This window comes from Staphylococcus sp. AntiMn-1 (genome assembly GCF_001663395.1).
Lineage (GTDB): Bacteria > Bacillota > Bacilli > Staphylococcales > Staphylococcaceae > Staphylococcus > Staphylococcus equorum.
Genome location: NZ_CP012968.1, coordinates 289,397 through 306,992 on the forward strand (window position 1 = coordinate 289,397; position 17,596 = coordinate 306,992).

Sequence of the window (17,596 nt, forward strand, 5' to 3'; positions counted from 1 at the left end):
CTACAGGAGGAATTGAATCATGCCTAAAATGAAAACACACCGTGGAGCAGCAAAACGTGTTAAAAGAACTGGTTCAGGTAAATTAAAACGTTCTAGAGCTTTCACTTCACATATGTTTGCAAACAAAACAACTAAACAAAAACGTAAATTACGTAAAGCTTCATTAGTGAGCAAATCAGATATGAAACGCGTTAAACAATTATTAGCTTATAAAAAATAAGTAACGACAGATAAAAAAGATTGAAGATATTTTGAGGAGGAATTTATTATGCCACGTGTTAAAGGTGGAACGGTAACAAGAGCTCGTCGTAAAAAGACGATTAAATTAGCTAAAGGTTACTTTGGTTCAAAAAGAACTTTATATAAAGTAGCAAAACAACAAGTAATGAAATCAGGACAGTACGCATTCCGCGACCGTCGTCAAAGAAAACGTGATTTCCGTAGATTATGGATTACACGTATTAATGGAGCTGCACGTCAACATGACATGAGCTATTCAAGATTAATGAACGGTTTGAAAAAAGCTGGAATCGATGTTAACCGTAAAATGCTTTCTGAAATTGCTATTTCAGATGAAAAAGCTTTCGGTGAATTAGTTGCTAAAGCTAAAGACGCTTTAAAATAATTCTCAAATAAAGAGATGTACAATTCGTACATCTCTTTATTTTTGTATCTATTAACGTTTTGATAAATAACTATCATTTGATAAAATGGCTTAGAAGCCATATATGAAGGAGAAATTTATGTCTAAATTTGATGAAATGATTACGGTAGTACCAAGAACAATTTTATTTAATAGTGAAAAGAATCAATTTAACGGTTTTCTTGATAAAAATTCTGAAAAGGGTCAAGATATCTTTGACGCACTTTCAAAGTATGAAATTAAGCGTCGTGGAGATATGGAGGAAGATCCGACATATAAACAATTGGTATCTTATTGTATTTTAGAAAATGAGAATGATGAAATTTTAGTGTATGAGAGATTAGCAGGTGGTGGAGAATCACGTTTGCATGGTCAATCTTCAATCGGTGTCGGTGGACATATGAACGATGTAAAAGGTGCTGAATCTATCAATGAAGTATTGCGCATTAATGCACAAAGAGAACTTGAAGAAGAAGTAGGTCTGTCAGATAGTAAAACACAAAATTTAGCATACATAGGTTTTATTAATGATGATACAAATGAAGTTGGCGAAGTTCATTTAGGTGTAGTGTTCAAAATTAAAGTGAATAGTAATGATGTTGAAGCTAAAGAAACAGATACTTTAAAAATAAAATGGGTGAATCAAAGTAAAATAGATAATTATGATGATTTTGAAACATGGAGTACGTTAATATTACAGTCAATACAATAGAGGTGCATAAAAATGTCTGATATCATTCCCTTTCCACGTTCAAAAGATAAACTAATAAGAGAAATCAAACAATCTTTTAACAATAATGAATTAGATCAAATGTATGACCTGTTTGAAGATTTTGAAAAACAATTTGAATTAGATGAGCAAATGTCTCTATTGAAATGTGCCATGTTATACAAAATGGGACATTATCTTGAATTGCGTGAAGAAGCTATTATTTTACTGAAACAAGGTATTACTAAGTATGATGACCTTATGGTTTATTATGTAAAAAGTTTAAACGGGTTAGGACAATATTTTGAAGTCGTTGACGTCATTAATCAAATTATTGATGAAGTCAACGATCATAAAACGAGAATGGAACTATTTCCATTAAAAGAATATGCCCTAAGTCAAATTGATAAACATAATGCGCATGCAGCAGAAATGCTCCGTGATTTTGAGTCGTTGTCATTACGTGAACAAATTAGTACAATCTTAACTTTAATAGATCATAATCAGTATCGTTATCAAGAAACAGTGGTAAATATTATTAATGAAATTGAACTTGCACCGAATGTTGTGAGTATAATGCTTGAATATTTACGTTTTGCCGGATACAATCAAAACATTCGTGTTCAGAAATTTGGTTATACAGTTGAAGTGAATCCAAATCATCTTTCCGGTCTTGAACAAACGCTGTTTAAGATTAAAATTATTCCAGAAGTCATTAAGCAAATGGAAGATGATGCAGCACAAATTGTAGAAGAAGCACTTCATCTTATGAACAACCATGCTATTTTACTTTACCCGTTAGACATAGAGAGCATAGCATCTGAAAATGAATGGATTGAAGCTTACACAAACTATTTCAAATCAATGTTAGGTTTAGAAAGCTTAGACACAACTAATACTATTGTTAATTTAATTACTTCAATTGATATGCATGAATAATTAATGTTTAAATTTTTGGGTAATTAATAATAATAGTAAAATAATAATTAAATTAATTTCAATTATTCATTCAATATTATTTGTAAACTCAGTGTTTGTGTAGAGCATTGACGTATGATATAATAATGAAGTTGAAAAAATAAAATAGGATATTCATGGAGGTTTTTATACATGACAGCAACTTGGGAAAAAAAGGAAGGTAACGAAGGAGTATTAACCGTTACAGTTCCAGCAGAAAAAGTAGACAAAGCAATTGATCAAGCTTTCAAAAAAGTAGTTAAACAAATAAACGTGCCAGGTTTCCGTAAAGGGAAAGTACCTCGCCAAATTTTTGAACAACGCTTTGGCGTAGAAGCACTATATCAAGATGCCGTTGATATCTTATTACCAGAAGCTTATGGTGAAGCTATTGACGAAACTGGAATTAAACCAGTTGATCAACCAGAAATCAATGTAACTACAATGGAAAAAGGTAGCGATATGACATTCGAAGCGAGTGTAGTAGTTGAACCTGAAATTGAGTTAGGAGACTATAAAGGTCTTGAAATTGAAAAACAAAATGTTGAATTAACTGAAGAAGAATTACAAGAATCAATTGATCACCAATTAGGTCACTTAGCTGAAATGGTAGTTAAAGAAGATGGTGCTGTTGAAGATGGTGACACAGTTAACATCGACTTTGATGGTTACGTTGATGGCGAACAATTTGAAGGTGGACAAGCTGAAGGCTATGACCTTGAAATTGGTTCAGGTTCATTTATTCCAGGATTCGAAGAACAATTAGTTGGTGTTAAAATTGGAGAAGAAAAAGATGTTACTGTAACTTTCCCAGAAGAATACCATGCTGAAGAATTAGCTGGAAAAGAAGCTACTTTCAAAGCTAAAGTAAATGAAATTAAATATAAAGACGTTCCAGAACTAACAGATGAGATTGCGAATGAATTAGACGCAGAAGCAAACACTGTTGATGAATACAAAGAAAACTTACGTAAAAAACTAACTGAGCAAAAAGAAACTGACGCTGAGAATAATCAAAAAGAAGAAGCAATTAGCAAAGCATCAAATAATGCTTCTGTTGAAATTCCAGACGCTATGATTAACACTGAGTTAGATCGTATGGTTCAAGAATTTGGACAACGTATGCAACAACAAGGTCTTAATTTAGAAACTTATTACCAAATTTCTGGTCAAGATGAGTCGCAATTAAGAGAACAAATGAAAGATGATGCAGAAGAACGTGTTAAAACAAACTTAACATTAACTGCTATTGCTGATGCAGAAGAAATTGAAGTAACTGACGCTGATATCGATAAAGAACTAGAAAAAATGAGTGGACAATTTAATATGTCAGTAGAAGATATTAAACAAACACTTGGTAATACTGATATCGTTAAAAATGATGTTCGTATCCAAAATGTTATCGATTTATTAGTTAAAGAAGCAAAATTAGTAGAACCATCTAAAGATGACACTGAAGCGTAACTAAATATAAAAAGAGCAAATTATTTTGTGAATTATATGTTGGTCGTTTAATATAGTAAACCAGTAGCAGATGCATTCAAATAATGTATCTGCTACACTATTTTTAAAGCAAATAACTTGTGAAAGTTGTAAGTTGCATATTAAAATGCTATTTAGTATAGTCTTTAGGGAATAGGGGTGTAAATAGAATGTTCAAATTCAACGAAGATGAAGAAAATTTAAAATGTTCTTTCTGTGGCAAAGACCAAGATCAAGTTAAAAAGCTAGTTGCAGGAAGTGGCGTTTATATTTGTAATGAGTGTATTGAGTTATGTTCAGAAATTGTAGAAGAAGAATTAGCTCAATCGGAACCTGAAGGGTTAACTGAATTACCAACTCCAAAAGAAATTATGAACCAATTGAATGATTATGTAATCGGTCAAGAAAAGGCTAAGAAATCATTAGCTGTAGCTGTTTACAATCATTATAAACGTGTACAGAATTTAGGACCAAATGAAGATGAAGTTGAATTACAAAAAAGTAATATCGCTTTAATTGGACCTACTGGTAGTGGTAAAACACTTTTAGCACAAACATTAGCTAGAACATTAGATGTACCTTTTGCAATTGCTGATGCTACAAGTTTAACTGAAGCTGGTTACGTAGGTGACGATGTTGAAAACATCTTACTACGCTTAATGCAAGCAGCTGATTTTGATATTGATAAAGCTGAAAAAGGTATTATTTATGTCGATGAAATTGACAAAATAGCTAGAAAATCAGAAAATACATCTATTACTCGTGATGTATCTGGTGAAGGTGTACAACAAGCACTGCTTAAAATATTAGAAGGTACAACTGCAAGCGTACCACCGCAAGGCGGTCGTAAGCATCCTAACCAAGAGTTAATTCAAATTGACACAACTAATATTTTATTTGTTCTTGGTGGTGCCTTTGATGGTATAGATGAAGTAATTAAACGTAGATTAGGTGAGAAAGTAATCGGATTTGCAAGTAGTGAAGCTTCAAAATATGATGAAGATGCAATACTTGAACAAATCAGACCTGAAGATTTACAATCTTACGGTTTGATTCCAGAATTTATCGGTCGTGTTCCTATTGTTGCTAACTTAGAAACATTAGATGTAGACGCCCTGAAAAATATTCTAACTCAGCCTAAAAATGCTTTAGTGAAACAATATACTAAAATGTTAGAGCTTGATGATGTAGAGTTGGTATTTACTGACGAAGCATTATCTGCAATCAGTGATAAAGCAATTGAACGTAAAACAGGCGCACGTGGTCTTCGTTCAATTATAGAAGAAGCGTTAATTGATATTATGTATGACGTGCCTTCATCTGAAGGTGTTGTAAAAGTCGTGATTACAGAAGAAACAATTAATGAAGAAAAAAATCCTGAACTATACGATAAAGAAGACAACCTTGTAAACAAGGAACAAACTTCTGCTTAAATTAGGTGAATCGAATGCCCTAAGTTGTATATATGCAACTTAGGGCATTTATTTTTAAAAAGAAAGTATAGGTAAAATAAAAATACATATTCATATAAGTCATAGTGTAATATAATAAACAATGAGTTAAGAAGAAAAGAGGGACGATAATGAAAGTTAATCCTAATGAAATAGAATTATTAATTAGTGCAGTAAAACCGGAACAGTATCCAGAAACCGGTTTAAGTGAAGTTGGCCTAAGTGGTAGATCTAACGTAGGTAAGTCAACGTTTATCAATAGTATGATTGGTCGAAAGAATATGGCAAGAACATCTCAACGACCTGGTAAGACACAAACACTTAATTTCTATAATATAGATAATCAACTTGTATTTGTTGATGTGCCTGGTTATGGCTATGCGAAAGTAAGCAAATCGCAACGTGAAGCATTTGGTAAAATGATTGAAAGATATATTTCACAAAGAGAATCATTGAAGCTTGTAATTCAACTTGTTGATTTACGACATAACCCAACAGAAGACGATATTATTATGTACAATTATCTTAAATACTATGAAATTCCAACACTAGTTGTAGCTACGAAAGAAGATAAAATTGCTAAGGGTAAAGTACAGAAGCATTTAGCGAAGATTCAGCAAAAATTAGAAATGGAAGCTGAGGACGAGATTATAAGCTATTCTTCAATTAAAAAAGACAAACAACAAAAAATATGGGATATGATTGAAAGTTATTTGTAATCATTACATTGAAGAAATATGTTTTGCTATAAATAGGTTGAATTTAGTACAATTATGTCAACATTTTGAATGTAAATTAGAAGAATTATAATTTACTCGAGCAAGATGGTTAACTCATGTCGTAATTGTGTTATAATTTACTTATTGTAATATGTATGGAGGGCGTTATAAATGCATTTAATTGCGGTTAGCATAAATCATCGTACAGCAGATGTAGCATTGAGAGAAAAAGTTGCTTTTAAAGATGATGCCATACGTTCAGCCAATGTTGATTTATTTGAAACAAAATCTATTTTAGAAAATGTTATATTATCAACTTGTAATCGCACAGAAGTATACGCAGTTGCGGATCAAATTCATACAGGTCGTTATTATATACAACGATTTTTAGCGAGATCTTTTGGATTTGATGTTGAAGATATTAAAGAAATGACTGAAGTAAAAGTGGGGGACGACGCAGTAAATCATTTATTGCATGTTACTTCAGGCTTAGATTCTGTTGTTCTTGGTGAAACTCAAATTCTTGGACAAATTAGAGATGCATTCTTATTAGCTCAAGAAGAAGATACAACAGGTACTATATTTAATCATCTTTTTAAACAAGCAATTACTTTTGCGAAAAAAGCTCATAATGAAACAGATATTGCAGACAATGCAGTAAGTGTTTCTTATGCGGCTGTTGAACTAAGCAAAAAAGTATTTGGCAAAATTGACAACAAGCAAGCTTTGATTATTGGTGCAGGGGATATGAGTGAATTATCACTCTTGAATTTAATTGGTTCAGGTGTCACAGATATTACAGTTGTTAATAGAACAATGAGTAAAGCTCAAAAATTAGCAATGAAACATCATGTGAAATTTGAATCAATGGAATCATTACCAAAACTTTTAGCTAATGTGGACATTGTTATCAGTTCAACAAGTTCAGACGAATATATTGTGACAAATGATATGATGCGTTCTATTTCAACAGAACGTAAAAGTGATTCACTTGTTTTAATAGATATTGCTGTTCCAAGAGACATAGAACCTAATATTAATACAGTTCAAGATGTATTTAATTATGATGTAGATGACTTGAAAGGATTAGTGGATGCTAATCTTAGAGAACGTCAAATAGCAGCAAATGACATTATGCAACGTATCCCTGGTGAGATTGTAGCACATAATGAATGGGTAAGTATGTTAGGTGTTGTACCTGTTATTCGTGCCTTAAGAGAAAAAGCTATGAATATACAGGAAGATACTATGAATAGTATTGATAGAAAATTGCCTGCACTAAGTGAAAGAGAACGTAAAATCATTTCAAAACATACTAAAAGTATCATAAATCAAATGTTGAAAGATCCAATCAAACAAGCAAAAGAATTGAGTAATGATAGAAATAGTAACGAAAAATTAGAGCTGTTTCAAAACATTTTTGACATTGAAGCTGAACAAGCTTATGAACCTAAAAAAAGAAGAAGTGAAGTGCCAACTAGTCAAATATTAAGTTTTGAATAAGCATATGCAAATGGTGATAATATGCAAGAATTTTCATTTATAAGATTAAATGAACTTATATTATTAATTTATTTATTTAGTATTGCTTGTTACTTTTTTGATTTTGTGAAAAAGCATTATAAAGTTAGAAAAATTGGTTTTGTTACATTAGGGATTGTTTGGGTGTTACAAACAATCTCTTTATCTATTTATGCTAATGTAACGAAACAAATTCCATTAGGTAATGTTTTTGATGTATTTTTTGCATTAGCTTGGTTGATTATTTCTATTTCTATAGTGATTAGTGTGATCAAGCAAATAAATTTTTCGATATTTTTATTTAATTTAATTGGTTTTGTATTAATTGCTATAAATACGTTTCAACCTATGCATTATCAGAGTGCAGGAGATAAATTAAGTATTATAAACGAATTGTTAATAGTACATATTGCCTTTGCAATTATAAGTTATGCCCTGTTTGCTTTTGCATTTGTCAATTGTATATTATATTTAATACAGTATAAAAATTTAAAGCAAAAAAGATTTAATCAAAAATATTTTAGAATCGGTAGTGTAGCTACACTAGAACAAGTTGTGTTTTATAGTAGTCTAATCGGTTTTATATTTATCATATTAAGTATCATATTAGGTACACAATGGGGTATAAATACTTTAGGATTACACATATTGAATGATCCCAAAGTAGTGATGTCTATAATTATTGCATTGCTGTATGGTATATATATCATCTTTAGAGTAAGACATACGTTAAGCAAACATAATTTGATTTATTTTAATCTCAGCTTATTTTGCTTAAGTATGATTAATTTGATTTTTGCTTCTCATATATCCGATTTTCATCAATGGACAGGAATATGATTACAGATAGAAAAGGTTAATTGTTAAATATAGTCATTTCTAGGAGGTTGCGCCTGATGCGTAAGTTAATCGTTGGTTCACGTAGAAGTAAGTTAGCTATAACACAAAGCCAACAATTTATTGAAAAATTAAAAGCTGTTGATCCAGAATTAGATATTGAAATTAAAGAAATAGTAACAAAAGGTGACCGTATTATAGATAAACAATTATCTAAAGTAGGCGGTAAAGGGTTGTTTGTAAAAGAAATTCAAAATGAATTATTTGATCATGGTATAGATATGGCGATACATTCCTTAAAAGATGTGCCTAGCGTCATACCAGAAGGATTAACTCTAGGTTGCATACCAGATCGTGAAAATCCATATGATGCGTACATTGCTAAGAATCATGTCCCTTTACATGAACTTCCTGATAATAGTATCGTAGGTACAAGCTCTTTACGCCGTGGTGCTCAAATACTTGCGAAATATCCTAAATTACAAATAAAATGGATACGAGGCAACATTGATACACGTTTAAGTAAGTTAGAAACTGAAGATTTTGATGCAATTTTACTTGCAGCTGCCGGTTTGAAACGTATGGGCTGGTCAGATGATATCGTGACAACTTATTTAGATAAAGAGACTTTAATACCAGCCATTGGACAAGGCGCATTAGGTATTGAATGTCGTGCGGATGATGAAGAGCTGTTAGCATTACTTAAGCAAGTTCACAATGAAGATGTAGCGGATTGTGTTACTGCTGAAAGAACATTCTTAGAGCGTATGAACGGCAGTTGCCAAGTTCCAATCGGCGGCTATGCTACGAAAAGTAATGATGGTATAATCGAATTCACAGGCTTAATTATGTCTCCAGACGGTAAAGAACGTTATGAGCATACTGAGCGTGGAGAGAATCCAGTTGAAATCGGTGAAAAAGTAACTGAAGTTTTAAATGCACAAGGTGCATATGAAATAATAAAGGCACTAAACGAAGAACAATAATCGTTTGAGGTGAAAATAATGAGACCAGTGATAGTAATGACACAAACTAGTGAATTTAACAAAGAAGATACATGTATTCTACACAAGCCCTTCATAGATGTAGAGCCTTTATCCTTTGATTTGAATTTGCTAGATGTTAACTATGACTGGCTTATTTTTTCGTCTAAAAAAGCTGTGAAACATTTTCAATCATATTTACATAAGTTAAATATACAAAAAATTGCAGTAATTGGTGAAAAAACTGCTGATTATTGCAAAACTTTAGGTCTAGATGTTTCGTTTTGTCCCACAGATTATTCACAAGAAGGTTTTCTTGAGGAGTTTGAAGCGGTAAAAGGCAGTCGCATTTTACTACCATCAAGCGCAGCAGCAAGAACCTTATTACAAAATGGTTTAAAACAGCAAGGTTATTTAGTTAGAAAAATTGACTTATATAAACCTGTTCCACATACTGAGAATATAAATGAAGTCTTAAATCTCATAGCTGAAAATAAAGTAGATGCTATTACTTTTGCGAGTTCCTCAGCTGTGCGATATTTTTTTGAAAGTCACCACTATATACCTTTTAATAATTATTTTGTCATTGGTCAACAAACATTGGACACATTAAATACATTTAATGTTCAGGGCACGATGGCAGAAATTCAAACTTTAGAATCATTAATTCAAAAAACTTTAGAAAGTTGGGAAGATAATGCAATTTGATAGACACAGAAGATTACGTAGTAGTAAATCACTAAGAAACATGGTGAGTGAAACGCACGTTCGCAAAGAAGATTTAATTTATCCAATCTTTGTAGTTGAACGTGATAATGTGAAAACAGAAATTAAATCTATGCCTGGCATTTACCAAATTAGTTTAAATTTATTAGGTGAAGAAATTAAAGAAGCGTATGAATTAGGTATAAGAGGCATCATGTTTTTTGGTGTGCCAAATGAAAAAGATGAAGTTGGTACAGGTGCTTATGATCATAACGGCATCATTCAAGAAGCAACAAGAAAAGCGAAGTCTATGTACAATGACTTATTAATCATTGCGGATACGTGTTTATGTGAATATACAGACCATGGTCACTGTGGTGTGATTAATCATGAGACGAAAGATGTTGATAATGATAAGTCACTACCATTACTTGTTAAGACTGCAATTTCTCAAGTTGAAGCTGGTGCTGACATTATTGCGCCAAGTAACATGATGGACGGATTCGTTGCTGAAATTAGAGCGGGTCTAGATGAAGCTGGTTATTATAATGTGCCAATTATGAGTTATGGCATTAAATATTCTTCTAGTTTCTTCGGTCCATTCCGTGATGCAGCAGAATCTGCACCACAGTTTGGTGATCGCAAAACATATCAAATGGATCCTGCAAATAGAAGAGAAGCACTTAGAGAGCTTGATAGTGATTTAAACGAAGGAGCAGACATGATGATTGTTAAACCTGCTCTAAGTTTCTTAGATATCATTAGAGATGTTCGAAATACTACAAACGTACCTGTAGTCGCTTATAATGTAAGTGGAGAATATAGCATGACAAAAGCAGCAGCGCTAAATGGCTGGATTGATGAAAAAGCGGTAGTTATGGAACAAATGATTTCAATGAAGCGTGCAGGCGCAGATTTAATTATTACGTATTTTTCAAAAGATATTTGTAAATATATTGATGAACAATAAGGAGGTTATTTAGAATGCGTTACACAAATTCTGAAAAAGCGATGGTAAAAGCTGAACAATTGATGCCTGGCGGTGTCAATAGTCCAGTAAGAGCTTTCAAATCAGTAGATACACCAGCAATATTTATGGACCATGGTGAAGGTTCAAGAATATATGATATTGATGGTAATGAATACATCGATTACGTTCTAAGTTGGGGACCATTAATTTTAGGACATAAAAACAAGCAGGTGATTGATAAAATTCATGAAGCAGTGGATAAAGGGACAAGTTTCGGTGCTTCCACACTCCAAGAAAATAAATTAGCCGAACTCGTTATTGATCGTGTGCCATCTATTGAAAAAATACGTATGGTGTCATCTGGTACTGAAGCAACACTTGATACATTACGCTTAGCACGTGGTTATACTGGTCGTAATAAAATCATTAAATTTATCGGTTGTTATCATGGTCATAGTGACTCACTATTAATCAAAGCAGGGTCTGGCGTCGCAACACTTGGTTTACCTGATTCTCCAGGTGTTCCTGAAGGTATTGCAAAAAATACAATCACAGTCCCATATAATGACTTAGATGCGCTAAAAGTCGCATTTGAAGAATTTGGAGACGATATTGCTGGTGTTATAGTAGAACCTGTAGCTGGTAATATGGGCGTTGTACCTCCAGTTGAAGGATTTTTACAAGGCTTAAGAGACATCACTACAGAATATGGTTCATTGCTTATTTTTGATGAAGTGATGACAGGGTTTAGAGTTGGATACAATTGTGCGCAAGGTTACTTTAATGTAACACCAGATTTAACTTGTTTGGGTAAAGTAATCGGTGGTGGCTTGCCTGTTGGTGCTATTGGTGGTAAGAAAGAAATTATGGATCAAATTGCGCCAGCTGGTGATATTTATCAAGCTGGTACGTTATCAGGGAATCCATTAGCTATGACAAGTGGTTATGAAACACTAAGTCAATTAACTCCTGAGTCATATGATTATTTTAATAAATTAGGTGACAAATTAGAAGAAGGTTTGAAAGAGGTCTTTGCAAAACATCATGTGCCAATCACTGTAAATCGTGCTGGTTCTATGATAGGATATTTCTTAAATGCAGGGCCGGTTACAAACTTTGAACAAGCAAATAAGAGCGATTTAGAATTGTTTAGTCAAATGTATAGAGAAATGGCAAAAGAAGGCGTATTCTTACCGCCTTCCCAATTTGAAGGAACATTTCTTTCAACAGCGCATACAGAAGCTGATATTGAACAAACAATACAAGCATTTGATACTGCTCTAAGTCGAATTGTATAAAGTTTATTTTTAGCCCGAACAACCATGTGTTGATCGGGCTCTTTTATATGTAAAGTACAATGAAGTATAATGATACCTATGAAAGTTGTGAGTACATGAATAAGCAATTAAGAAACAATATCATCGTTTTAGCATTAGCCTTATTTTTAAGTTTCATACTTAACGCGGCCCATATATTATTACCATTTATGTTTGGTCCTATTATTGCAAGTATCATCTGCGTGAGATATTTGCATTTAGAAGTAAATTGGCCATTTTGGCTAAGTCAGATTGGTTTAGTGTTATTAGGTGTTCAAATTGGCTCTACTTTTACTAAAGAAGTTATTTTAGATATTAAAGATGATTGGTTTACCATTGTGATAATTACAGTGTTATTACTTGGTCTCGCATTAATCATTGCTTATTTTTTCAAAAAAATAGCAAAAGTGAATACTGAAACAGCAATACTTAGTGTCATTCCAGGCGCATTGAGTCAAATGTTGATTATGGCTGAAGAAAATAAAAAAGCAGATATTATGGTAGTAAGTTTGACCCAAACTTCGAGAATTATATTTGTGGTTATTCTTGTGCCTTTCATTTCATATTTTTTTAAAGACGCACAAGAATTAGCGACTGGTGGATCTGAAGTAACAGCAATATTGACTGAAGCTTTATCAATTCCTAGTATCATATTTTTGACACTAGCTGTAATCATTGTTTATGTCATAATGGGTAAAATTAATTTTCCAACTAAACAGATACTTGCACCAGTTCTTATTTTAATATGTTGGAATTTGTTGACAGGTGCTAACTTTACATTAGATAATTATATTATTGCAGCTGCACAAGTCATATATATGATTAGAATTGGCGTTCAAATTGCACTCTTATTAGATCAGATGAAAGGACGGATTGCCGTCGCAATCGCTTTTCAAAATACATTCCTCATATTATTAGCTTTCGTAATGGTGCTTATCATCTCTACATTTTCGACTCATTCAGTAAATGAATTATTCTTGGGCGCTGCTCCAGGTGGCATGAGTCAAATTGTTATTGTAGCGTTAGAAACAGGTGCGGATGTCGCATTGATTTCTAGTTATCATATCTTTAGAATATTCTTTATTTTATTCTTAATTGCTCCAGCGATAAACGTGTTCTTGAAACATCGGGAAAAAAAACTTAACTAAACAGATGATATTTTTAATTAGACATTTGAACAATATCAGCACAATTATATATTACTACTTTTATACACAATACTATGATATAGAGAGGGTGAGACCGTGTTAGAAAATGTGATATAGGCATATCAAATAACTTTTAAAGTTAAAGTGACTCTGCTTTTTGAGTGAATATGGTGAAACAAAAGTCACAAGTAATAAAGTATTTCTAACATATATTATGAAATTTATTTATATCATGGCCATTATTCTTCTATGGGTCAATGTCATACTGACTTACGATAGTGTTAAAGGTATCGTCGCAGTATTATTGACTTTACTTATAATTAGATTGTATAAAAATAAAAAGATTGTTAAAAATAGTCACAAAAAACGAGATTTATAAAGGTTTTGAAATTTTAAAGACTTTACTATTTATTTGAAAATAAAAAATGTAGAATCGTTACTCTGTGAACTTACAATTAAAAATGCCAACAAAACCTTATGGATTTGTTGGCATTTTTTAATTTTCTAGAGAAATATTCTTAGTTTGGTCGTAGAACTTTGTTGGATTATAGTAAAAAAATTGAAAAACAAACCTTCCTTGAAAGGAATTAATATATGGCTAACTAAAGCCTTTACCCTGATAATGCTTTGGATTATTAGGACATGCTTGCATGTGTGCATTATATAAACCGGCAGCTTCTAAAAATGAATAAACTGTCACTGGCCCTAAAAATTTAAAACCATACTGCTTTAATGTTTTCGATAATTCCGTAGCGCGTGTGTCTACAGTTATACGATCACTTGGATTTGTATATCCACAATCGATGGGCTGGTGATCTACATATGACCAAAGAAAATCGCTGAAACTTCCGAAGTCTTTTTCTATTTCAAAATATCCTTTTGCTTGTCCTACAATGGCTTCTATCTTTTTTCTATTATGCACGATATTAGGAAATGTCATCAAGCGATCTATATCATCTGTTGTCATTCTAGAGATAAGATCTGGATCAAAGTCATAAAAAGCTGCTTCATAAGATGCTTTTTTCTTTAAAATTGTTAACCAGGAAAGACCAGCATGTTGTGATTCTAAAGCCATCAGTTTAAATAATTTCAAACTATCATAAAGTGGTTGGCCCCACACTTCATCATGATATTCGAGATAGGTTGGATCTTTTGTCCCAAATGCGCATTCATTCATATATTTTCACTCCATTCCATTGACTTATCTTAACATCCATTATACTATAATTAAGTAAAGAAATATTGTCTACTGGGAAGAGTAAATAGGCTTAGATTTAACAGAGAGTACATGTTTGCTGAAAATGTACAGTTTAACTTATTGAAGGTAGCCCACATTGAACTTTAGCTGAAATACTACAAGGTGATTGTATGTAAATTAGGTTGAAGCGTGTTTGAGCGTTAATCATAATTTTAAGTGCTTGAAATTAGTGAACTAATTTCTTGAATTTAGGTGGTACCACGGGAAATCCGTCCTATAATATTTATAGGGCGGATTTTTTTATTTTAAGGAGGATTTTAACGAATGGAAATGAAACCAAAATATAATCCGAACGAAGTTGAGTCAGGGCGCTATGAAGAATGGCTTAATAAAGGCTATTTTAAAGCATCTGAAGATAATACCAAAGAAACTTACACAATTGTTATTCCGCCACCCAATGTAACTGGTAAATTACATCTAGGGCACGCTTGGGATACAACCTTACAAGATATACTTACACGCATGAAACGTATGCAAGGTTATGATACTTTGTATTTACCAGGTATGGATCATGCTGGTATAGCAACACAAGCAAAAGTAGAAGCTAAATTAAATGAACAAGGATTATCTCGTCATGATTTAGGACGTGAAAAATTCCTTGAACAAGCGTGGGACTGGAAAGAAGAATACGCTACATTTATTAGAAAACAGTGGGCTAAACTAGGATTAGGTTTAGACTACAGCAGAGAAAGATTTACATTAGATGATGGTTTGAGTAAAGCAGTTAATAAAGTATTCGTTGATATGTATAATAAAGATTTAATCTATCGCGGAGAATATATTATAAACTGGGATCCTATCGCTCGTACTGCATTATCAGATATTGAAGTTATTCATGAAGATGTACAAGGTAAATTTTATCATTTTAAATACCCTTATGCAGATGGCGAAGGATATATAGAAATTGCTACGACACGCCCTGAAACAATGCTTGGTGATACTGCGATTGTTGTGAATCCTAATGATGATCGTTATAAAGATGTCATTGGTAAAAAAGTTATATTACCAATACTTGGTAGAGAATTGCCTATCTTAGCAGACGATTATGTGGATATTGAATTCGGTAGTGGTGCAATGAAAGTGACACCTGCGCATGATCCAAATGACTTTGAAATCGGTAATCGTCATGACTTAGAGCGTATTATTGTCATGGATGAATCTGGTAAGATGAATGACAAAGCTGGTAAATACGAAGGCTTGGATAGATTTGACTGCCGTGAACAGCTTGTAAAAGATTTAGAATCTGAAGGTTTAGTTATTAAAATAGAAGAGCATGAACATTCTGTTGGACATTCTGAACGTTCTGGGGCAGTTGTAGAACCTTATTTATCTACACAGTGGTTTGTAAAAATGAAACCTTTAGCAGAACAAGCATTAGATAATCAAAAAACTGATGATAGAATCGACTTTGTACCTGCAAGATTCGAAAAAACATTTAACCGTTGGATGGAAGAAATTAGAGATTGGACAATTTCACGCCAATTATGGTGGGGACATCAAATTCCAGCATGGTATCACAATGAAACTGGAGAAATTTATGTCGGTGAAGCAGCACCAGATGATATTGAAAATTGGACGCAAGACGAAGATGTATTGGACACTTGGTTCTCTAGTGCATTATGGCCATTTTCAACATTAGGTTGGCCAGATGTTGAAGCTGAAGACTTCCAACGCTACTTCCCAACGAATGCATTAGTAACTGGCTATGATATTATTTTCTTCTGGGTTGCAAGAATGATCTTCCAAGGATTAGAATTTACTGGAAAACGTCCTTTTAATGATGTATTATTACATGGATTGGTCCGTGCAGAAGATGGACGTAAAATGAGTAAGTCTCTAGGTAACGGTGTTGATCCAATGGATGTTATCGATGAGTATGGCGCAGATAGTCTGAGATATTTCTTAGCAACTGGATCTTCACCAGGTCATGATTTACGTTACTCTACTGAAAAAGTTGAATCTGTATGGAATTTTATCAATAAAATTTGGAATGCAGCTCGATTTAGTTTAATGAATATTGGCGATGACTTTAAAGTTGAAGATGTAGACTTATCAGGTAATTTATCATTAGCAGATAAGTGGATTTTAACGCGTTTAAATGAAACGATTGCTAACGTTACGGATTTAAGTGACAAGTATGAGTTTGGTGAAGTTGGTCGTACGCTTTATAATTTCATTTGGGATGATTTTTGTGATTGGTATATTGAAATGAGTAAAATACCAATGAATAGCGATGATGAAGCTCAGAAACAAGTAACACGTTCTGTACTAACTTATGTGTTAGATAATACTATGAGAATGTTACACCCATTCATGCCATTTGTTACTGAACAAATTTGGCAAAATCTGCCACATGAAGGTGAAACAATTGTTAATGCACCTTGGCCTAAAGTGAACGATGCATTGATTTTTGATGAAAGTAAAGAAACGATGCAACAACTTGTTGAAATAATTAAATCTGTTAGACAATCACGTTTGGAAGTAAACACACCATTATCTAAAGCAATACCTATTTTCATTAAAGCAAAAGATGAAAATATTAAAAATACACTATTAAATAATTCAAATTATATAGATAGATTCTGTCATCCTAGTGAACTTACAATCGATACAGCAGTTGAAATACCTGAAAAAGCAATGACATCTATTACTACAGCTGGTGAAGTTGTCTTACCACTTGAAGGTTTAATCGATATGGATAAAGAAATTGAGAGATTAGAAAACGAACTTGGGAAATGGGAAAAAGAATTGGATCGTGTTAATAAAAAATTAGCAAACGATAACTTCGTTAATAAAGCACCTGAAAAAGTAATCAATGAAGAACGTGAGAAAAAACAAACATATCAAGAAAAATACGAGGGTGTTAAATTACGAATTAATCAATTAAAAGCATAGGA

At 32.7% G+C, this 17,596-nt stretch carries 17 protein-coding genes and 1 other annotated feature; of the genes, 16 read left to right on the forward strand and 1 reads right to left on the reverse strand.

All coding sequences use genetic code 11. From position 1 onward, the window contains the following. The first annotated feature begins 19 nt into the window (after positions 1 to 19). From rpmI to AOB58_RS01560, 15 genes are all read left to right on the forward strand, one after another. Positions 20 to 220 (forward strand): 50S ribosomal protein L35, encoded by a 201-nt coding sequence (gene rpmI / locus AOB58_RS01490; protein WP_002507378.1) that lies wholly within the window; start codon positions 20 to 22, stop codon positions 218 to 220. A gap of 48 nt (positions 221 to 268) precedes the next feature. Further along, the gene (gene rplT / locus AOB58_RS01495) at positions 269 to 625 is read left to right on the forward strand and encodes a 50S ribosomal protein L20 (protein WP_002507379.1); all 357 of its coding nucleotides are present in this window, start codon (positions 269 to 271) and stop codon (positions 623 to 625) included. Between the two features lie 118 nt (positions 626 to 743). After that, positions 744 to 1,355 carry an NUDIX domain-containing protein gene (locus AOB58_RS01500; protein WP_021339094.1) on the forward strand — a complete coding sequence of 204 codons (612 nt, stop codon included), beginning with the start codon at positions 744 to 746 and terminating at the stop codon, positions 1,353 to 1,355. A gap of 12 nt (positions 1,356 to 1,367) precedes the next feature. After that, entirely contained in the window at positions 1,368 to 2,291 is a 924-nt protein-coding gene (locus AOB58_RS01505; RefSeq protein ID WP_021339095.1) for a hypothetical protein, read from the forward strand. A 171-nt stretch (positions 2,292 to 2,462) separates the two neighbouring features. After that, positions 2,463 to 3,773 carry a trigger factor gene (gene tig / locus AOB58_RS01510; RefSeq protein ID WP_064782846.1) on the forward strand — a complete coding sequence of 437 codons (1,311 nt, stop codon included), beginning with the start codon at positions 2,463 to 2,465 and terminating at the stop codon, positions 3,771 to 3,773. A gap of 188 nt (positions 3,774 to 3,961) precedes the next feature. Beyond that, positions 3,962 to 5,224: an ATP-dependent Clp protease ATP-binding subunit ClpX gene (clpX, locus tag AOB58_RS01515; RefSeq protein ID WP_064782847.1), complete on the forward strand. Its 1,263-nt coding sequence runs from the start codon at positions 3,962 to 3,964 to the stop codon at positions 5,222 to 5,224. Between the two features lie 149 nt (positions 5,225 to 5,373). Continuing rightward, positions 5,374 to 5,961 (forward strand): ribosome biogenesis GTP-binding protein YihA/YsxC, encoded by a 588-nt coding sequence (gene yihA, locus AOB58_RS01520; RefSeq protein ID WP_002507384.1) that lies wholly within the window; start codon positions 5,374 to 5,376, stop codon positions 5,959 to 5,961. Between the two features lie 171 nt (positions 5,962 to 6,132). Continuing rightward, positions 6,133 to 7,464: a glutamyl-tRNA reductase gene (hemA, locus tag AOB58_RS01525; RefSeq protein ID WP_064782848.1), complete on the forward strand. Its 1,332-nt coding sequence runs from the start codon at positions 6,133 to 6,135 to the stop codon at positions 7,462 to 7,464. A gap of 21 nt (positions 7,465 to 7,485) precedes the next feature. Further along, the gene (gene ccsA / locus AOB58_RS01530; RefSeq protein WP_002507386.1) at positions 7,486 to 8,322 is read left to right on the forward strand and encodes a cytochrome c biogenesis protein; all 837 of its coding nucleotides are present in this window, start codon (positions 7,486 to 7,488) and stop codon (positions 8,320 to 8,322) included. Between the two features lie 56 nt (positions 8,323 to 8,378). Further along, on the forward strand, positions 8,379 to 9,305 hold the full coding sequence (gene hemC / locus AOB58_RS01535) for a hydroxymethylbilane synthase (RefSeq protein ID WP_064782849.1): 927 nt from the start codon (positions 8,379 to 8,381) through the stop codon (positions 9,303 to 9,305). A gap of 18 nt (positions 9,306 to 9,323) precedes the next feature. Next, a complete protein-coding gene (locus tag AOB58_RS01540; RefSeq protein ID WP_002507388.1) occupies positions 9,324 to 10,010 on the forward strand; it encodes a uroporphyrinogen-III synthase in 687 nt (228 codons plus the stop codon). Then, on the forward strand, positions 10,000 to 10,977 hold the full coding sequence (gene hemB, locus AOB58_RS01545) for a porphobilinogen synthase (protein WP_021339098.1): 978 nt from the start codon (positions 10,000 to 10,002) through the stop codon (positions 10,975 to 10,977). Before AOB58_RS01540 ends, hemB begins: the two co-directional genes overlap by 11 nt. Positions 10,978 to 10,991: 14 nt before the next feature. Next, the gene (gene hemL, locus AOB58_RS01550; RefSeq protein ID WP_064782850.1) at positions 10,992 to 12,275 is read left to right on the forward strand and encodes a glutamate-1-semialdehyde 2,1-aminomutase; all 1,284 of its coding nucleotides are present in this window, start codon (positions 10,992 to 10,994) and stop codon (positions 12,273 to 12,275) included. A gap of 95 nt (positions 12,276 to 12,370) precedes the next feature. Next, complete coding sequence (locus AOB58_RS01555) at positions 12,371 to 13,441, forward strand: AbrB family transcriptional regulator (protein WP_064782851.1); 1,071 nt, start codon at positions 12,371 to 12,373, stop codon at positions 13,439 to 13,441. 214 nt (positions 13,442 to 13,655) lie between these two features. After that, positions 13,656 to 13,820, forward strand: coding sequence for a hypothetical protein (locus AOB58_RS01560; RefSeq protein ID WP_155492511.1), 165 nt, complete (start codon positions 13,656 to 13,658; stop codon positions 13,818 to 13,820). A gap of 219 nt (positions 13,821 to 14,039) precedes the next feature. Here AOB58_RS01560 and AOB58_RS01565 read toward each other — a convergent pair whose 3' ends face one another. After that, the gene (locus tag AOB58_RS01565; RefSeq protein ID WP_064782852.1) at positions 14,040 to 14,618 is read right to left on the reverse strand and encodes a DNA-3-methyladenine glycosylase I; all 579 of its coding nucleotides are present in this window, start codon (positions 14,616 to 14,618) and stop codon (positions 14,040 to 14,042) included. Positions 14,619 to 14,677: 59 nt separating this feature from the next. Then, positions 14,678 to 14,919 (forward strand) — a binding site (T-box leader). 44 nt (positions 14,920 to 14,963) lie between these two features. Between AOB58_RS01565 and AOB58_RS01570 the strand changes: the two genes are divergently transcribed. Further along, the gene (locus AOB58_RS01570; protein WP_064782853.1) at positions 14,964 to 17,594 is read left to right on the forward strand and encodes a valine--tRNA ligase; all 2,631 of its coding nucleotides are present in this window, start codon (positions 14,964 to 14,966) and stop codon (positions 17,592 to 17,594) included. Positions 17,595 to 17,596 lie beyond the last annotated feature (2 nt).